The organism is Citrobacter sp. Cpo147, assembly GCF_030332405.1.
GTDB lineage: Bacteria > Pseudomonadota > Gammaproteobacteria > Enterobacterales > Enterobacteriaceae > Citrobacter > Citrobacter portucalensis.
Genome location: NZ_JAOWHX010000036.1, coordinates 36452 through 52550 on the forward strand (window position 1 = coordinate 36452; position 16099 = coordinate 52550).

Annotated in this window: 16 protein-coding genes and 1 tRNA gene; 6 read left to right on the forward strand and 11 right to left on the reverse strand. The window is 50.2% G+C overall.

Annotation, left to right across the window (positions count from 1 at the left end):
- Window positions 1–10: 10 nt before the first annotated feature.
- The 4 genes from OGY06_RS17785 to OGY06_RS17800 form a co-directional block, all read right to left on the reverse strand.
- Complete coding sequence (locus tag OGY06_RS17785; protein ID WP_100247262.1) at window positions 11–787, reverse strand: fimbrial biogenesis chaperone; 777 nt, start codon at window positions 785–787, stop codon at window positions 11–13.
- A 26-nt stretch (window positions 788–813) separates the two neighbouring features.
- Complete coding sequence (locus OGY06_RS17790) at window positions 814–3285, reverse strand: fimbria/pilus outer membrane usher protein (protein WP_286605820.1); 2472 nt, start codon at window positions 3283–3285, stop codon at window positions 814–816.
- Between the two features lie 41 nt (window positions 3286–3326).
- Window positions 3327–3875, reverse strand: coding sequence for a fimbrial protein (locus tag OGY06_RS17795; protein WP_003830809.1), 549 nt, complete (start codon window positions 3873–3875; stop codon window positions 3327–3329).
- 69 nt (window positions 3876–3944) lie between these two features.
- Complete coding sequence (locus tag OGY06_RS17800) at window positions 3945–4493, reverse strand: fimbrial protein (protein ID WP_003830808.1); 549 nt, start codon at window positions 4491–4493, stop codon at window positions 3945–3947.
- Window positions 4494–5243: 750 nt separating this feature from the next.
- Between OGY06_RS17800 and OGY06_RS17805 the strand changes: the two genes are divergently transcribed.
- Window positions 5244–5927, forward strand: a complete 684-nt coding sequence (locus OGY06_RS17805) for a winged helix-turn-helix domain-containing protein (protein WP_223240930.1) — start codon at window positions 5244–5246, stop codon at window positions 5925–5927.
- A 1-nt stretch (window position 5928) separates the two neighbouring features.
- Entirely contained in the window at window positions 5929–6447 is a 519-nt protein-coding gene (locus OGY06_RS17810) for a FidL-like protein (protein ID WP_003830806.1), read from the forward strand.
- 157 nt (window positions 6448–6604) lie between these two features.
- On the opposite strand, the gene OGY06_RS17815 is transcribed toward OGY06_RS17810, so the two are convergent.
- Window positions 6605–6681 (reverse strand) — tRNA-Asp (locus OGY06_RS17815).
- A 133-nt stretch (window positions 6682–6814) separates the two neighbouring features.
- Window positions 6815–7543 (reverse strand): DNA polymerase III subunit epsilon, encoded by a 729-nt coding sequence (dnaQ, locus tag OGY06_RS17820; RefSeq protein WP_029139417.1) that lies wholly within the window; start codon window positions 7541–7543, stop codon window positions 6815–6817.
- A gap of 64 nt (window positions 7544–7607) precedes the next feature.
- On the opposite strand from dnaQ, the gene rnhA reads away from it, so the two are divergent.
- The gene (gene rnhA / locus OGY06_RS17825; RefSeq protein WP_063941989.1) at window positions 7608–8075 is read left to right on the forward strand and encodes a ribonuclease HI; all 468 of its coding nucleotides are present in this window, start codon (window positions 7608–7610) and stop codon (window positions 8073–8075) included.
- Here rnhA and OGY06_RS17830 read toward each other — a convergent pair.
- Window positions 8072–8794 carry a class I SAM-dependent methyltransferase gene (locus tag OGY06_RS17830; RefSeq protein ID WP_126319174.1) on the reverse strand — a complete coding sequence of 241 codons (723 nt, stop codon included), beginning with the start codon at window positions 8792–8794 and terminating at the stop codon, window positions 8072–8074. The genes rnhA and OGY06_RS17830 overlap by 4 nt on opposite strands.
- A 33-nt stretch (window positions 8795–8827) precedes the next feature.
- On the opposite strand from OGY06_RS17830, the gene gloB reads away from it, so the two are divergent.
- On the forward strand, window positions 8828–9583 hold the full coding sequence (gene gloB, locus OGY06_RS17835; protein WP_286605822.1) for a hydroxyacylglutathione hydrolase: 756 nt from the start codon (window positions 8828–8830) through the stop codon (window positions 9581–9583).
- 71 nt (window positions 9584–9654) lie between these two features.
- Window positions 9655–11013 (forward strand): murein transglycosylase D, encoded by a 1359-nt coding sequence (mltD, locus tag OGY06_RS17840; protein WP_032934340.1) that lies wholly within the window; start codon window positions 9655–9657, stop codon window positions 11011–11013.
- Window positions 11014–11063: 50 nt separating this feature from the next.
- Here the strand turns inward: mltD and OGY06_RS17845 are convergent, their stop codons facing one another.
- The 3 genes from OGY06_RS17845 to OGY06_RS17855 form a co-directional block, all read right to left on the reverse strand.
- Window positions 11064–11834: a class I SAM-dependent methyltransferase gene (locus OGY06_RS17845; protein WP_126319176.1), complete on the reverse strand. Its 771-nt coding sequence runs from the start codon at window positions 11832–11834 to the stop codon at window positions 11064–11066.
- 76 nt (window positions 11835–11910) lie between these two features.
- On the reverse strand, window positions 11911–12711 hold the full coding sequence (locus OGY06_RS17850; protein ID WP_008783770.1) for an endonuclease/exonuclease/phosphatase family protein: 801 nt from the start codon (window positions 12709–12711) through the stop codon (window positions 11911–11913).
- A gap of 131 nt (window positions 12712–12842) precedes the next feature.
- Window positions 12843–14018, reverse strand: a complete 1176-nt coding sequence (locus OGY06_RS17855; RefSeq protein ID WP_126319178.1) for an MFS transporter — start codon at window positions 14016–14018, stop codon at window positions 12843–12845.
- A gap of 104 nt (window positions 14019–14122) precedes the next feature.
- Here OGY06_RS17855 and yafC point away from each other — a divergent pair, with 104 nt between their 5' ends.
- Window positions 14123–15037: a DNA-binding transcriptional regulator YafC gene (gene yafC, locus OGY06_RS17860; protein WP_003830795.1), complete on the forward strand. Its 915-nt coding sequence runs from the start codon at window positions 14123–14125 to the stop codon at window positions 15035–15037.
- A gap of 21 nt (window positions 15038–15058) precedes the next feature.
- Here yafC and dkgB read toward each other — a convergent pair whose 3' ends face one another.
- On the reverse strand, window positions 15059–15862 hold the full coding sequence (dkgB, locus tag OGY06_RS17865) for a 2,5-didehydrogluconate reductase DkgB (RefSeq protein ID WP_257661371.1): 804 nt from the start codon (window positions 15860–15862) through the stop codon (window positions 15059–15061).
- Window positions 15863–16099: the final 237 nt, after the last annotated feature.

The following is a 16099-nucleotide window of genomic DNA, read 5'->3' on the forward strand; positions in this document are numbered from 1 at the left end:
ACGAATCCTGTTACCGGGGCTGTTGCTCCATCGGCAATGCTTTACACACATTGCCTGTGCAGCTGAATTTCAATTCGGGATGACCGCCAAAATCGTTCACATACATCATGCTGAACTGGCTAACGCTGCCGTCGGCCACGCTGAAATCGAGAGAGGACTTTGGTGAAACCATAATCCCAGGGAAGTCAGTCAGCCTGTCGCCGCCCTGCGCTTCAGGCTTGCGGCTTAAGCCGATTAAGGTAACGAAGTACGGCGTAGGGTTATCCACACTCCAGCGCTGCCCCTGCTTATGAAAGACCAGTTGGTTTTGCCACACGGCGCCCGGTGTTTCCGGCACGATGGCGGTCGGACGGTAGAACAGTTTGATGCGTGACTGCATCGCCAGTTGCAGCACGTTCGGCTTATCCGGCTTGGGCGGAATTTCACGCACATTCAGGTAGAACAGACTTTCGCGATCCTGCGGCAGAGCGTTAATACCGCTGGTTTTTGTCACACGCGCAATGCCCTTTTGCCCGCCGTTAATCCGCTGCAGCGGCGGTAAAACCATCAACGGCGAGGTAATTTTTGTTCCATTGGCGTCTTCCACCCACGACTGAGCCAGAAACGGAATGCTTGGACTGGTGTTGGTTAAGTTCGCGCTGACAGATCGCGCATCACCGGTGATGATCAGACGGGTACGGTCAAGTGCAATGCCCGCCCATGAGGCGTTGATCTCTGCAATAAAAAGCAGACCGCAGACCACGGGTTTGAGCCAACGCTGCACGGAGTAAAATGCTTGATTTTTCATGACAAAATTCATTCAGGTTATTGATATTATTCACAAGGCAACAGCACGTTACCTTCCGGGTTGATTTGTTGAGGCACCTGTAAGTGACACTGCGCGCGACCGCCCCAGGCAACAGAAAGACGCTCGGCTGGATTCACACCCGCAATCCAGGCCATGCCGTTTTCCATCACCATGGCGACGCTAACACCGTTGGCGTTAAACACTTCGGCACCAAACGGCGGTACCGAACCATCTTTCAGGCGCAGCAGCGCCATCATTTTTTGCCCCTGCGCCACGGCGAAGCGCTGATAACCAATCGCGCCTTCCGTCAGGGTGTTGGTGACAATGGCTTTGGTCGCGGAAATGTCCTCGTCCATTGCGTCCACATCGATACGGGTATCAAAGCTGTGATAGCTGACAACGTCCGGTACGACGGCAATACCGAAGCGGTTTGAGTGCGCCTGTTCGCCGTTCAGCGGTACATTCGCCACACCGTCGGTATCAACCATCACCCTGGCGGTATTCATCGACGCCTGGCTGTTGTGTAGCGCCGCGCCATGACGCGTTGCGGTAAAGCCGCCGCGCATCGTGCCACCAACGGAGAAATAGCGTGATTGCTGCCAGCTGACGTTAGATTCCAGTTCCGCCATCATGCTGCGATGCTTGTAGTAGCCATCAAACGCGGTGTGCCCTTCACCGGAAACCCCTGCGCGCAGTCGCCATGGATTGTTACGGTCGCGGTTATCGGAATACGAAACCATCTGACTGGTCTGGCTGCCGCTGTTTTGCACTTCATAATCCATTGAGCGGCCATCGCTCCATGGCACCGAAATGGACAGCGAAAGGCTGTCGTCCCGTTTGCCCTGATACTCAGAGCGGTAAGCAGCAAGGTTAGCGCTGATCCCCTGAATGCCTGCGAACGAAAAGCTGTGCCCCATCGACACCCCGTAACGATCCTGAGAGCCACGATCCCAGTAATTCTGGTGGGTATAGGTCAGGTACAGCGTGGTCGCTAATTGCGGGTCGTCGGCAAAAAAGGTCTTGTTACCGGTGATGGTGTACATCTCTTTTTCGTTACCGGCGCTGTTGTTATTTTCATACTGCTCGTCGAGAAACTGCGAGAAGGTGCGGAAGTTACGCTGTGAAAAACGGTAACCGGCAAAGGTGATGGCGCTGTTGTATTCATCAAAGGTTTTGGCATAGCTGAGCTTAAAGGACATCCCTTTTTGTTCAGCCTGATGCTTCACCCGGCTCACGGATTGCGTTGCGTCAGCCGACAGCGCGCCCAACCAGCTCAAATCCCGCCCAATCCCCATCGACCAGGCGTTATAGCGATCGCCAGTGAGCAACGCGCCACCGTACAGTGACCACGCATTGCTGACCCCCCATGAAAAATCACCGCTATAAAATGCAGGTCCCTGGACGTCGTGGTTATAACGCGATGGCTTACCGACAGCGGCGTTGTAACGAACATAGCCCGGGCGCGTCAGGTAAGGGATATCGGCCGTATTGACCTGAAAGGTTTGTACGCTGCCATCCTGCTCTTCGACGCGAACATCCAGCGTGCCGCGTACCGAGCCATGTAGATCCTGAATATTAAATGGCCCCGCTGGAACAGTGGTTTGATAGATAACACGCGCCTGCTGACTGACGGCGACCTTCGCATTACTGCGGGCGATGCCGTGCACTTCTGGCGCGTAGCCCTGCAAATTCGGTGGTAGCATGCGCTCGTCGCTGGCGAGGTTAGCCCCCGTAAATCGCACTGAATCAAACACCTGGGAATTCAGATATATTTCACCGACCGTCAGTTTTGCAGCCTGCATCGGTAACGGGCGATAGGCATAGATCTGATCCCAGTCGATACGCCCACGATTTTCATCCGAAGCATAATTGGCCTGATACTGGCCACGAAAGCGCCACGCGCCGAGGTTAAAGCCCGTCTGTCCATAACCAGACAGTGAGCGGTAATGATCGCCACCTTGTTCGTAATGTGTGGCCTGGCCCGAAACGCTGTAGTCGAAAATCAGTCCCGCGACGCCGTTATCCCAGCGCTCCGGCGGCGTCCAGTCTGGATCGGTATATTTCATCCATGCCTGTGGCACGGTAATGTCCAGTACGCCTGCGCTATTATTCAGCACCACACCCGGCAGGCGGGAAATGTCATAGCAGGTCGCGCTAATCGGATGAATATAGGTCAGCGCCTCTTCTTTGAGCGCCAGTAATTCGAGCTGTTGCGGCGTCAGGCACGCCATGGATTTATGCGCGTTGGCAGGATCAACGATATAACGGATCGACTGCTGAGGGAGCTCCTGGCTGTTAATACGAACATCCAGTAGATATTCTCCGGGAGTCACAAAGTTGCCTTCGGAAAAACGCTGTAAATCGACATTTTGTCTGTCACTGGCATCCAGGACGTCAGTATTAAATTCAATAGACTCATCCGCTTCAGCCCATGAAGAGGCACAGACCAGAGCAATTAAAAGCGCCAGACGTTTTTTATCTGTTTTCAGCGTGATCATTTTCGTTCGCAAACCTTCAGATACCCGAATTGCTGTGCAGCTCAGAGATAATTCACAACAAAATGCGTGACTGCAGTAAATTCACCAGACGTCATTCTTCCGTCGCGGGAGATCAAATAAGCCGTAAAATTGAGCGTGTTTTTCCCTGGGTTAAGCGCATAATCCGGTGATGGCTCACCCAAATGAATTTGCTTGCCTCTGCCGTCATATATTTCTATCGCTAAATTTTCAGTTTCCGATTGCACGCTCAGATAATCAGGATTGTCACTATCCGGTGCGCCGGAAAAGGTAATATTGGCGCGTTGGAACAGATTCCCGGGGTGTTGAGAATCCCCTAATGAACATCCCAGCAAATGAATGCTGAAATCATGCGCAGATACTTTTTCAGGTTTTCCGGAAATATCTCTGGCTGAGAGGTCATCAAATTCAACCAGCAGCGACCGGTCGTGTGGATCGACATAACAGGCAGCCTCAATAATATTTCCCCGCATGCGCATTTTGCCGGGCGTACTGACAAGACGATGGGTGTCAGCCAAAACCCATGCAGGCGATATGAAGATAAAAAGCAGTAAAATACGCCATCCAGGCATCACCGCATTTCCTTTCAGTTATTCGCAGGAAGGGTTAAGCAGGCGCATAATTGCGCCCGCAGCAGATCGTTACTGATAATCGATCTGGAAATTAACGGTAGATTCGAAGTCACCCGGGGTTACTGCTGCGGATGCGTTGTTGGCCTGCAGATAAGCAACGAAATCAATGTCGGTTTCGCCATCGGTAATGTTGACCTGAGATGCGGCTTCGCCCCATTTCACGTCCTGGTTACCACTGTCAATCATACCGATGCCCGCGCCCTTTGCTGTACCCGAGGTAAATGCAGCCAGCGCATTGTTGTCGGTATCAATCGTTGCCGGGGTGTAAGTTACTGTGGCGGTTTTCGCAACAGTTGTATCGCAGCCCTGCAGAACGATTTTGGCATGCTTAACACCAGCACGTTGGTTGTCTTTTAACTGAGAAGTTGGGATCTCACCAAAATTAACCTGCACCGGGCTGGATTCTGGGGCCAGACCGCATGCGGAATTAACCAGAGAACCAGTGAAGTGAATTTTACCGTTAGTCGGTTCAACATTTTTTGCAGCGAAAGCAGAAGATGCAGTAAAAGTCATTCCCGCCATCAGCGCACAAGCCACAGCCACGTTTTTCATTTTCATATTACTACTTAACCTTATATCTGTTTTTTGGTTATTCCGACGATCTATTTCCACAGACAATTTATGCAAGGGAAACCCTGATCTGCAGGTGGCGGAAGTGCATTTCCTTGCAAACAATCCATCTCAAGCCACCCCGTATTTTGAACTTCATTGGTATTCCATCAGAAATACCGTCCACAGTTGTTTACGCTGTTTCGGGGCTTATATTAAGTCGACGAAAAAATGACACAATGCAAAAATCCGGTATTAATCAAACTCAGGGAATCGTGTTGTAACACTGTCTGTAGAGCGATCGTTTACCTAAAAAATAGCCAAAAAACACGCCAATGCCAGTGTTAATGTCTATCATTTATGGTTTTTATAGAGTTTTTATCTATCAACTATTTTTTTATTTAGCCAGAAGAACAGGCAAAATGTATTTATGAATGTTTTGTAAAAATGAAATTGGGCATCAAAATCGAGTAATGACAATAAGATAGTGAAAGAGAGGAAGGAGATTGGAGGATTCTATTAGATACATTAAGAGATTGTTATATAAATATTAATAAAGTGATCTATGGTACAATCATTTTTTATAAATGAATTATGTTATGCTATTGCTTCCCCCACTCGAATGCGAGATATCCTGCTTTAAAGGAGACATCAGTGATTTCTCATATACCAATAAACAAAATTAAATCCGTAATTATTGGTGATGGCTTAGTTTTCAGACCACATAAAAATACCCTAAAAGACCTGGCATCTGGTGAAATGGCCACATTGAATAATGTGGCAACACAATTACTGCTCTATCTGTTGCAAAATGGTAAAGAGATATCCTCGCGCGATGAAATTCTGCAGAATGTTTTCCAGCATAATGGCGCCAGAGCGACGGATGCTAATCTCAATCAGCACATTTCATTTCTGCGCAAAGCAATAACGTCTACGGGCCATCCTGCAGAACTGATCGTCACTATTCCGCGAATAGGATTTCGGATGAGCGACGCCAGTATCAATATTCAGCAACTGGAGGAATCGCAAGCGCCCACCAGAATAGTCAATGTTGCATTGACGCCCAGGGAAAAGAAACGAAACCTGTGGCCTGTCACGATAACAACGTTAATTACCGGCATCGCCGTACTGGCGACAGCGTGGTTAACATGGATACCCAATGAAATCGCGATGACGGACGCGGCGATCCTGCGGACTATCGACTACGAGCAATGCCGTGTGCATATATTAGGAAACGCCCTCACCGACACCATAACCGAAAAAAAAGCGCTGGATATTTTCAAGTCCGTGGGTATTAACCCCAACTGTTCGTACCCAAAAGATCTGTATCTCAATACCTGGGCGAGCAACCATAATCTGGTTGAGTGGTCGTTTGCCGCTGAATGCGGGCTAAACCTCGGCTATTACCATTGCATCAGCCAGTATCGCCATCATGAGGAATGATATGAAGCAGGAAAGCGATCACTCTCCTTTACTATGGTCAGTCGTGATTGCCATTTTTGGGCTAGCGGCTATCGCTTTTTTTATTATCGCCGGGAATGCGAAAAAACAAGAAATCAGTTTTTCCTGCTCCTCGGAATTCACGTCGATACTCGACATCCAGAATACAAAAAAGGAACTCCACGGAATAATGCTGATAACCAGCTACAACTCCGGACACCTTTCATTGTCAGTCCAAGGGAAACTCAAAAGTGACGACGGCGAGTTCGCTGTTAATAGAAAACTGTTCTTTCGCTATGCCCGTCCACTCGGCCATACCGCAGGCGTTTTTATGCTCACTCCCGATGGTCGGGAAAAATCCCCCGATGATGATGCAACGGACGCTGTCGACTATCTCTTCTTCGACGCTTACGAACGTGCCGACAAGCTGTATATGCTAAAGCACCTGAATGAGGAAACGGTTCTTATTGGCGATAACTTTTCACCCCGCTTCGCCTGCGTGATGAATCACTTCGCGAGTTAATCGCCTTCTGGATATGCGTCGGGTTAAGGATGACCTGATGTGTTGCCCACCCGAAAGCTCGGGCGCGGTCGATAAAGCGTGATAATGAGATTATTATTTTTTGGCGGGCTAAAACGACGAAAGCCTGAATCATTTCTGATTCAGGCTTTCTGAATAGTGGCGGAATGGACGGGACTCGAACCCGCGACCCCCTGCGTGACAGGCAGGTATTCTAACCAACTGAACTACCACTCCGCGTTGTGTTCCGCTTGGGAACGAAGCGAATATTACGGATTGCCTCGCGCCTCGTCAACGCTTTTTCTCACGTTTTTAATCGTTTGCTGCAAAAATCACCCGAATGGCCATTTTCATACGGTAAACGTACAAACTATGCCCGCCAGAGGCAACTTCCGCCTTTCTTCTGCACCAGGTCAAGGCGTGACTCATGGGCCGCTAACTCTTCATCAGTGGCGAAAACAACGCGTAGTTTACTGGACTGTCGCACAATACGCTGGATCCCCGTGTCATTCTGCTGCTGGCTGTCGCCTTCCATTGAGAACGCCATCGTGGTCTGCCCGCCGGTCATCATCAGATAAACGTCAGCCAGAATCTGGGCATCGAGCAATGCGCCGTGCAGGGTTCGTTTACTGTTGTCTATCTCATAGCGCGAGCACAGCGCATCAAGGCTGTTTCGCTTGCCAGGAAACATTTTCCTCGCCAGCGCCAGGCTATCGGTTATTTTGCAGAATTCGTTCGTCTTCGGAATATCCCGCCTGAGCTTAGCGAATTCATAATCCATAAAACCGATATCGAACGATGCGTTATGGATGACCAGCTCCGCGCCGCGAATGTAGTCGAGAAACTCATCGGCCACATCGGCAAACGTAGGTTTATCGAGCAGGAATTCGTCTGCGATTCCATGTACGCCGAACGCTTCCGGGTCCACCAGCCGGTCCGGCTTCAGGTAAACATGGAAGTTATTGCCGGTCAGGCGGCGGTTCACCACTTCAACCGCACCGATCTCAATGATCTTGTGGCCTTCATAGTGGGCGCCAATCTGGTTCATACCGGTAGTTTCGGTATCGAGGACGATCTGTCGTGTAATTCCAGTGCTCATAACGGTCATTTATGTCAGACTTATCGTTTGATTTCGATTTGCTAAAACAGGAAGTCTACCAGAGATGCTTAAACAGGTAGAAATTTTCACCGATGGTTCTTGCCTGGGAAATCCAGGGCCTGGTGGTTATGGGGCGATTTTACGCTATCGTGGGCGCGAAAAAACCTTTAGCGAGGGCTACAACCTCACCACTAATAATCGCATGGAGCTGATGGCGGCAATCGTTGCGCTGGAAGCCCTGAAAGAACAGTGTGAAGTGATACTCAGCACGGACAGCCAGTATGTGCGCCAGGGCATTACGCAGTGGATTCACAACTGGAAGAAGCGCGGCTGGAAAACAGCAGATAAAAAACCGGTGAAGAACGTCGATTTGTGGAAACGTCTCGATGCCGCGCTGGGGCCGCATCAAATCAAATGGGAATGGGTTAAAGGCCATGCGGGCCATCCGGAAAACGAACGCTGCGATGAGCTTGCGCGCACCGCGGCCATGAGCCCGACTCAGGATGATATTGGGTATCAGGCTGAGGCTTAAGCGTCCGGTTTACGGTATTGCCGGGTCGCGCCAACGGCATGACGGATAGGCGTTTTGCTTTTATTTTGTTTCATCGGGTTGAGCGTAAGCGGAATGGTTCGCTTGCGCGCAACCACCAGCTGTAAACAGCCCAGCGCGGGGATATGGGCGCTTAACATTTTCCCGCCCTTCTTGTTCCAGGGCAGAACATGAAAACGACTATAGTGCAGCACTTCAAAATTCAGTAATGATAGCCAGTCCAGTTGACGCATGAGGGTAAACATCCGACTGTTATAGGGCGATGTCTTGCGCAATACGGGTATCAGTTTACGCAATCCCATCAAGCTTACCGGGTTAAAGCCGCTCAGAATCAACCAGCCGTCATCAATCAACACGCGATCGGCTTCACGCAGTAGGCGATGCGGATCAGAGCACCACGGTAACGTATGGGCCAATAAACAGACATCCACGGACTTATCGGCAAAGGGAAGATGCAAAGGATCGGCCGTCACCTGCATGGGAGATCCCTGCAAAGAAACATTTACCTGATGAGAAACCGCGCACGCTTCAGAATCGATTTCTGCGCTTAAATTACCAACCTTAAGCAGATGAAAACCGTACATTTTTGCAAACCACGGGTTAAGCTGATGCTCCAGCGCCTCACGATAGTGTTCGCCCCAGGGCAAATCATCCCAGCTAACGGGCGCTACGACAGTTTGAGGGATCCTTGCCGGTTTCATCACAACCTTCCGTTACGCATTGAGAGGTAATATATGAATCTTAACAGTATTCCTGCATTTCAGGACAATTACATCTGGGTCCTGTCAAATAATGACCAGCATTGTCTGATTGTGGACCCGGGTGAGGCGGCTCCTGTTTTGAAAGCCATTGCAGAGCATAACTGGGTGCCGGAAGCCATCCTGCTAACCCACCATCATCAGGATCACGTGGGCGGTGTGAAAGAACTCCTGCAACATTACCCACAAATAGTGGTATACGGACCGGCTGAAACGCAAGATAAGGGAACGACACACATAGTCGAAGATGGCGATATTGCACTCGTTTTGGGGCATGAATTTAGGGTAATTGCTACTCCGGGTCACACTTTAGGACATATCTGTTACTTTAGCCATCCTTACTTATTTTGTGGTGACACGCTCTTTTCTGGCGGTTGTGGTCGACTTTTCGAAGGCACAGCAACTCAAATGTATCAATCACTTAAAAAAATAAACAAACTTCCTGACGATACATTAATTTGTTGTGCACATGAGTACACATTAGCAAACATGAAGTTTGCCTTAAGCATTCTCCCGCACGATTCGTTCATAAATGAATATTATCGTAAAGTTAATGAGTTACGCGTAAAAAAACAAATGACACTACCCGTAATTCTGAAAAATGAGCGGCGAAATAATCTTTTTTTTAGAACGGAAGATATTGATTTAATTAATGAAATAAACAAAGAAACAATATTGCAACAACCTGAAGAGCGTTTTGCCTGGTTAAGGTCAAAGAAAGATACGTTCTGACAATTCCGGGTTGCCTTTTGAAAACTTCGCCGTTATGATCGGTCGTCTTTTAAGCAACTATTGACACACACATGAAGGCAAAAGCGATATTACTCGCCTCTGTCCTGCTTGTTGGGTGCCAGAATACTGGTAACGTCCAACAACACGCACAGAGCCTTTCTGCAGCTGGTCAAGGGGAAGCAGGAAAGTTTACAAGTCAGGCGCGATGGATGGACGACGGAACATCTATCGCTGCTGATCAAGATTTGTGGGCTTTCATTGGTGACGAGCTAAAGATGGGAATTCCGGAAAACAACCGGATTCGCGAACAGAAACAGAAGTATTTACGTAATAAGAGCTATCTCCACGATGTAACTTTACGGGCAGAGCCGTATATGTACTGGATAGCCGGGCAGGTTAAGAAACGTAACATGCCAATGGAACTGGTACTACTACCCATAGTGGAGAGCGCTTTTGATCCTCACGCAACGTCTGGCGCCAATGCCGCAGGTATTTGGCAGATCATTCCGAGCACGGGGCGCAATTATGGTTTAAAACAGACCCGCAATTATGATGCACGTCGCGACGTTGTGGCTTCCACCACCGCCGCACTGGACATGATGCAGCGTCTGAACAAGATGTTTGATGGCGACTGGCTGCTGACCGTTGCTGCTTATAATAGCGGTGAAGGTCGTGTCATGAAGGCAATCAAAACGAACAAAGCACGTGGAAAATCCACTGACTTCTGGTCGTTACCATTGCCTCAGGAAACAAAGCAGTATGTGCCCAAAATGCTGGCATTGAGCGATATACTCAAAAACAGCAAACGCTATGGCGTGCGTCTGCCAACAACAGACGAAAGCCGCGCGTTGGCACGTGTTCGCCTGAGTAGCCCGGTTGAGATGGCTCAGGTTGCCGATATGGCGGGTATTTCCGTCAGCAAGCTGAAGACTTTCAATGCAGGTGTGAAAGGCTCCACGTTGGGTGCCAGCGGCCCGCAATATGTGATGGTGCCAAAGAAGCATGCAGAGAAGCTGCGTGAATCTCTGGCTTCAGGCGAAATTGCAGCCGTGCAGTCAACGCTGGTCGCGGATAACACGCCGCTGAACAGTCGTAGCTACAAAGTTCGCTCTGGCGATACGCTTTCTGGCGTCGCTTCACGTCTTGGCGTGAGCACCAATGACCTTAAGCAGTGGAATAATCTGCGCGGGTCATCCCTGAAAGTGGGTCAAAACCTGACGGTGGGTGCGGGTACCAGCGCGCAGCGTCTGGCGAACAACAGCGATAGCATCACCTATCGTGTGCGTAAAGGCGACTCGTTGTCGAGCATTGCCAAACGTCACGGGGTTAACATCAAAGATGTCATGCGCTGGAACAGCGATACGGACAATCTACAGCCAGGCGATCAGCTCACGTTGTTTGTGAAAAACAACGGCATGCCGGATTCCTGATAGGATTGTAGAAATGAAGGCACTGGATTCCCCCCCAGTGCCTTTTTTATTTATCCCGCTTTATGTGCCTCAACCATTATCGTGTCGCTGGTAAACGAGCCATCTTCCTGTAACGCAAAGTAGGCTTTCACGTCTGCAGAAGCACTTTGTTGGTATGCACGAATCGCGTCGCTCAACGCCGCGGGCGTGCGCATCCTCGCGACCCACGAACTGAACTCCAGTGGCAGGCGATCGGTTAACAAAGTATCGGCAATCAAATTGGCATCGTTGATTAACGACAGCCACTCTCCACTGGAATAGTTACGAACGTGCGAGGTATCGCGTAACGCCTCCACGGTTTGCAACCAGATATCACGTACTGGGTGGCCTGGCGACATCACATCCATCACAATCAATACACCACCGGGCTTCAGAACGCGGTTCACTTCCCGCAGCGCGCGTCCGACATCATGCCAGTGGTGCGCAGAATAGCGGCTAATTACCACGTCAAATTCGCTATCTTCAAATGGCAGACTTTCGGCATAACCCTGGCGTGTGGCGACATTCTCCAGGCCTCTGTCTTTTGCCGCCTCAGCGACTACCTCAAGCATCTGCGACGATAAATCATAAGCCACAACCTGCTTTACGTGTTGCGCGGCTACAAAGCTGGCATGCCCCGCTCCACATCCCATATCCAACACACGGGCCTGCGGAAATGCCGATAACCTTTCCCTCAGACGCTGCAAGTCACGGCCAGAGGCGTGCACCGCACTGGTTAAATAGGCATTAGCCTGAGAGCCAAACTGTTTTTCGACGTTGTCATGGTGAGAGCGTGTTGTCATTGTGTTGTCCTTCGGTTGTTGTGAAATAGGAAGGGCAACCATCACAGGCCTGCCCTACGGCAGACCTGACACACCGTTATTGTTCAGGTTTGCCGGGACTGAATTCAACGAGTAGCGGGTTGTGATCGGATGCACGGGTGACCAGCACAGAGGCTTCACTCACGTTCAGACCACGATAGAACACAAAATCGAGAGGGCGACCAAACGCGCGTCGGCGCTGATCGTCAGTAAAACGTACCTGGCGCAGCGACATTTCACGCGCAAAGCGGTATAGCGCATTCATCCGTCGACGGCTCCAGGCATTGAAATCGCCAGCCATAATAACCGGACCGCTGTGATGAGCAATCTGATCGCCAATGGGAAGTAACTGCTTACTATAAACATCGACACCGAGGCTAAAGTTAACCGCGTGGATATTCACCACCATTAATAATCGAGAGTCAGGCAGCGGATACACCGTTACCAGAGCCGATTTCGCCAGCCGTAAAATAGGCTCACGCTCGCGCAATGGACAACAGTAAACAGGATGAGCAGCAGAGAGCGTCATGACGCCAGAGGGATGCTGAGGCAGCACAAAGGCAGGAACCTGATCGGCAGCAAGATAGTTAGCGGTCGCAAACTGCACCAGTTCTGGCGTGGTTTGCGCTTCCTGTAATAATACCAGATGCGCATCTTTGCCAAAATTCTTCAGCACCGACTGCCATTCTGCGCGCTGCTGTTTAAAAATATTCCATACCAGCACGCGAATGCGGTCTTCACTGCTTAACGGAACGCCTGCGGGTAATGCCTGGCCAATATGCGCAAACGACCCCGGCGGTAAAATCCGCTCGGCGGGTTGTCCGGCAACATAACGCATGGCATAGGTGTTTTTTCGCACTTTAGACTTTCAAACCTCTGTAACGTCAACCAGTCCGCAGCCGGACTGGTTCTTCTGTTATAGGGATTTTAGCACTCACTTTCAACGAACAATTGCAGTTTGTTTTGTAAGTGGGCGCTTACATCAATGATTTACCCCAGAGCAACACGCACGGGTTTATCAAGACGACCGCTGACCCCCATCAGCAGGAAAGCTACCAGAACAATGAGGGCGCCAATCCACGGCGTCTGAGCTAAACCATAATGCTCGACCGTTTGCCCGCCAATCACTGACCCCAGTGCAATCCCAATGTTAAACGCCGCAATGTTTAACCCTGACGCCACATCTACAGCATTAGGCGTAAATTGCTCAGCTTTCTGTACCACGTAGACCTGCAATCCCGGTACGTTACCAAAGGCAAAGATCCCCATCACCAGAATGGTAGCCAGCGCGGCGTACTGCGTAGAGGCCGTCAGTTGGAAGACCATCAGCAGAACAAACAGCGCGGCGAAAATGAATTTCAACGCAGGAACCGCACCATGTTTATCCGCCAGCTTACCGCCCCAGATATTACCGATAGCCACTGAAACACCGTAACCCAATAAGATCCAGCTTACTGCTGCCGGGGAGAATCCCGCCAGATCCTGCATCATCGGTGCCAGGAAGGTGAATGCCGTGAATACACCGCCGTAGCCCAGTGCCGTAACGGCGTAAATCAGCAGCAGACGGGGATGAGTCAGCACCTTCATCTGGTCGCGAATGCTGGCGGCTGCGCGACCGGGAATGTTGGCGGGGATCAACAACTGGCTACTGATCAGTGCAATCACGCCTAACATTGATACCGCGAGGAAAGTCTCACGCCAGCCAAAGTGCTGACCGATAAATGTTCCCAGCGGCACGCCGGTGACCAGCGCCACCGTTAAGCCACCAAACATAATGGCAATGGCGGAAGCCGCTTTCTCTTTTGGCACCAGACTTGTCGCGATGGTAGAACCAATCGAGAAGAATACGCCATGTGCCAGCCCAGTCAGCAGACGAGCAACAATGAGTGTCATATACCCGGGTGCCTGCCATGCGAGCAAATTCCCCGCTGTAAACAGAACCATCAGCGCAACCAGTAACTGTTTACGTGGAAGGCGTCCGGTCAAAGCGGTCAGTACCGGTGCGCCAATTGCCACCCCCAGCGCATAGATTGAAACCAGCATCCCAGCGGAAGGTAACGAGATCGCCAGCTGTTGAGCGATGGTTGGCACCAGGCCAACAATCACAAACTCAGTAGTGCCTATAGCGAAGGCACTTATTGTTAGTGCAAATAAAGCGAGAGGCATAAATAACTCCGTAACATCAGTAATCAGATGACACGCAGTATGCCAGGATGTTTTAATGACAAAAATATTCAAAATCTCAATATAATTTTGCGTCAGGTGCAAAAATGAAAGCAACCTCTGAAGAACTTGCGATTTTTGTGGCGGTAGTGGAAAGTGGCAGCTTTAGCCGGGCGGCAGAACAGCTTGGACAAGCCAATTCCGCGGTCAGCCGGGCAGTAAAAAAGCTGGAGATGAAACTGGGCGTCAGTTTGCTTAATCGCACGACCCGACAGCTAAGCCTGACCGAAGAAGGAGAGCGCTACTTCAGGCGGGTGCAGCAGATACTGCAAGAGATGGCTGCAGCAGAAACGGAAATCATGGAGTCGCGTAATACTCCGCGCGGCCTGCTGCGCATCGACGCAGCAACACCGGTGATGTTGCATTTCCTGATGCCGCTAATCAAGCCGTTCCGGGAGCGGTATCCCGAGATGACGCTGTCTCTCGTCTCCTCAGAAACGTTCATCAATCTTATTGAACGAAAAGTGGATGTTGCTATACGAGCGGGTACACTGACTGACTCGAGTCTACGTGCGCGTCCGTTATTTACCAGCTATCGTAAGATTATTGCCTCACCGGACTACATTGCCCGTTTTGGCAAGCCAGAGAGTGTCGAGGAGTTAAACCAGCACCTGTGTCTGGGGTTTTCCGAACCGGTTTCACTCAATACCTGGCCGATTGCCTGTATCGACGGACAGCTGCATGAGGTCGAGTGCGGAATTTCTTCCAACAGTGGAGAAACGCTAAAACAGCTTTGCCTGAATGGCAACGGCATCGCATGTCTTTCAGATTATATGATAGATAAAGAGATCGCGCGGGGTGAACTGGTGGAGTTATTGGCAGATAAACGTCTGCCGGTAGAGATGCCTTTTAGCGCAGTTTATTACAGCGATCGTGCCGTCAGTACGCGCATTCGGGCATTTATCGACTTTTTAAGTGAATATATAAGAACAGCTCCCGAAGGAGCTGTGAAAGAGGGTTAAAGGGTACAGAGGGTCAGGCAATTAATCCCAATCAGGGGCCAGGCCTGCCGGGCTGACCAGACGATCGTTGCAGTCCAGTGCCGCGATCGCTTTTTTATCTTCGGCATCCAGATGCAGTTCCAACGCCAGCAGGTTGCTTGCCAGGTTTTCACGTTTGGTAGAAGAAGGAATTACGGAGTAACCTTCCCCCATTGCCCATGCCAGAATAACCTGCGCCGGGGTCGCGTTATGTTTAGCGGCAATGTGCGCAATCACTTCATCTTTCAGCGCTTTACCGTAAGCCAGCGTCATGTAAGAGGTGATGTGGATACCGTGTGCTTTCGCCCAGTCAACCACCTTACGGCTCTGCAGATACGGAGACAGCTCAATCTGATTGGTCGCAATGTTCTCTGCACCTACTGCGGCAATGGCTTTTTCCATCAGCGGAATGGTGAAGTTTGAGATACCAATTTCGCGAGTCAGCCCCTGCTGTTTTGCTTCGAGCAGCGCCTGCATGAATTCCTCAACAGATACCGCATCACCTGGAGATGGCCAGTGGATCAGCGTCAGATCGACATAATCTGTACGCAGCTTCTTCAGGCTTTCTTTCAGACTTGGGATCAGTTTTTCTTTGCTGAGATTTTCAATCCAAATCTTGGTGGTGATATACAGCTCGTTACGCGGTACGCCGCTTTCGGCAATCGCCTGACCAACAGCCGCTTCATTATCATAGATTTGCGCAGTGTCGACAGCACGGTAGCCTAGCTCAAGCGCCGTTTTAACAGAAGCGATAACCACGTCGTCTTTCAGGCGGAAAGTACCTAAACCGAATGCAGGGATAGTCATAGAATTCCTCTTTTTAATCACTATGTTCGTTAACTGAGAGGATTATGAGCTTCAGCTCTTTATAGAAAAAGAGTGAAAAATGCAGAGGATTTTTGCGGATTCAGCAATAATTAAATTGCAGACAAAGAAAAAGCCCTGAGCGTTAGCTCAGGGCTCTTAATAAGTGGCGGAACGGACGGGACTCGAACCCGCGACCCCCTGCGTGACAGGCAGGTATTCTAACCAACTGAACTACCG

Coding starts and splice junctions, on each gene's coding strand:
- gloB (WP_286605822.1), top strand. CDS start 8,828: ATGAATCTTAACAGTATTCCTGCATTTCAGGACAATTACATCTGGGTC.
- OGY06_RS17855 (WP_126319178.1), bottom strand. CDS start 14,018: ATGCCTCTCGCTTTATTTGCACTAACAATAAGTGCCTTCGCTATAGGC.
- OGY06_RS17810 (WP_003830806.1), top strand. CDS start 5,929: ATGAAGCAGGAAAGCGATCACTCTCCTTTACTATGGTCAGTCGTGATT.
- rnhA (WP_063941989.1), top strand. CDS start 7,608: ATGCTTAAACAGGTAGAAATTTTCACCGATGGTTCTTGCCTGGGAAAT.
- OGY06_RS17785 (WP_100247262.1), bottom strand. CDS start 787: ATGAAAAATCAAGCATTTTACTCCGTGCAGCGTTGGCTCAAACCCGTG.
- OGY06_RS17830 (WP_126319174.1), bottom strand. CDS start 8,794: ATGAAACCGGCAAGGATCCCTCAAACTGTCGTAGCGCCCGTTAGCTGG.
- OGY06_RS17800 (WP_003830808.1), bottom strand. CDS start 4,493: ATGAAAATGAAAAACGTGGCTGTGGCTTGTGCGCTGATGGCGGGAATG.
- OGY06_RS17790 (WP_286605820.1), bottom strand. CDS start 3,285: ATGATCACGCTGAAAACAGATAAAAAACGTCTGGCGCTTTTAATTGCT.
- OGY06_RS17805 (WP_223240930.1), top strand. CDS start 5,244: ATGGCCACATTGAATAATGTGGCAACACAATTACTGCTCTATCTGTTG.
- OGY06_RS17845 (WP_126319176.1), bottom strand. CDS start 11,834: ATGACAACACGCTCTCACCATGACAACGTCGAAAAACAGTTTGGCTCT.
- dkgB (WP_257661371.1), bottom strand. CDS start 15,862: ATGACTATCCCTGCATTCGGTTTAGGTACTTTCCGCCTGAAAGACGAC.
- dnaQ (WP_029139417.1), bottom strand. CDS start 7,543: ATGAGCACTGGAATTACACGACAGATCGTCCTCGATACCGAAACTACC.
- mltD (WP_032934340.1), top strand. CDS start 9,655: ATGAAGGCAAAAGCGATATTACTCGCCTCTGTCCTGCTTGTTGGGTGC.
- OGY06_RS17795 (WP_003830809.1), bottom strand. CDS start 3,875: ATGCCTGGATGGCGTATTTTACTGCTTTTTATCTTCATATCGCCTGCA.
- yafC (WP_003830795.1), top strand. CDS start 14,123: ATGAAAGCAACCTCTGAAGAACTTGCGATTTTTGTGGCGGTAGTGGAA.